General features: G+C 58.0%; 1 protein-coding gene. It reads right to left on the reverse strand.

Translation table 11 applies throughout. From position 1 onward, the window contains the following. Window positions 1–367 (reverse strand): hypothetical protein (locus tag EGI20_RS19150; protein WP_498633287.1); only part of this gene is annotated, 367 nt, incomplete at both ends.

Consider the following 367-nt stretch of genomic DNA (forward strand, 5'->3'; position numbering starts at 1 on the left):
ACGATGACCTTGCCGTTGACGGTGATCTTCAGGATGCCCTTGCCGCCTTGCGAGGCTTCACGCTCGTCGAGGAAAGCTTCGATACGGACATGGTTTTCGCCATCCGGATCGATGCCGGCCAGTTGGCCGAGGCGCTGGCCACCTAGTTGTGGGTTGACCCGTGCGTCGAAGGATATCTCCAGCTTGTTTTTATCCTGAGCATCGCTATCGACCCCCATCAGCAGAGTCGGTCCATAACCTGGTGTTTTCAGCTGCCATACGGTCGCGCTGGACTGGCCTGCTGGCGCCATATGCCATGGTGTGTCGATGTTGCGGCCACCCATGCGGAACTTGAGCTCCCATGCCAAATGCTTGCGGGTTGAAATCG

Source organism: Aquitalea sp. S1-19 (genome assembly GCF_024343515.1).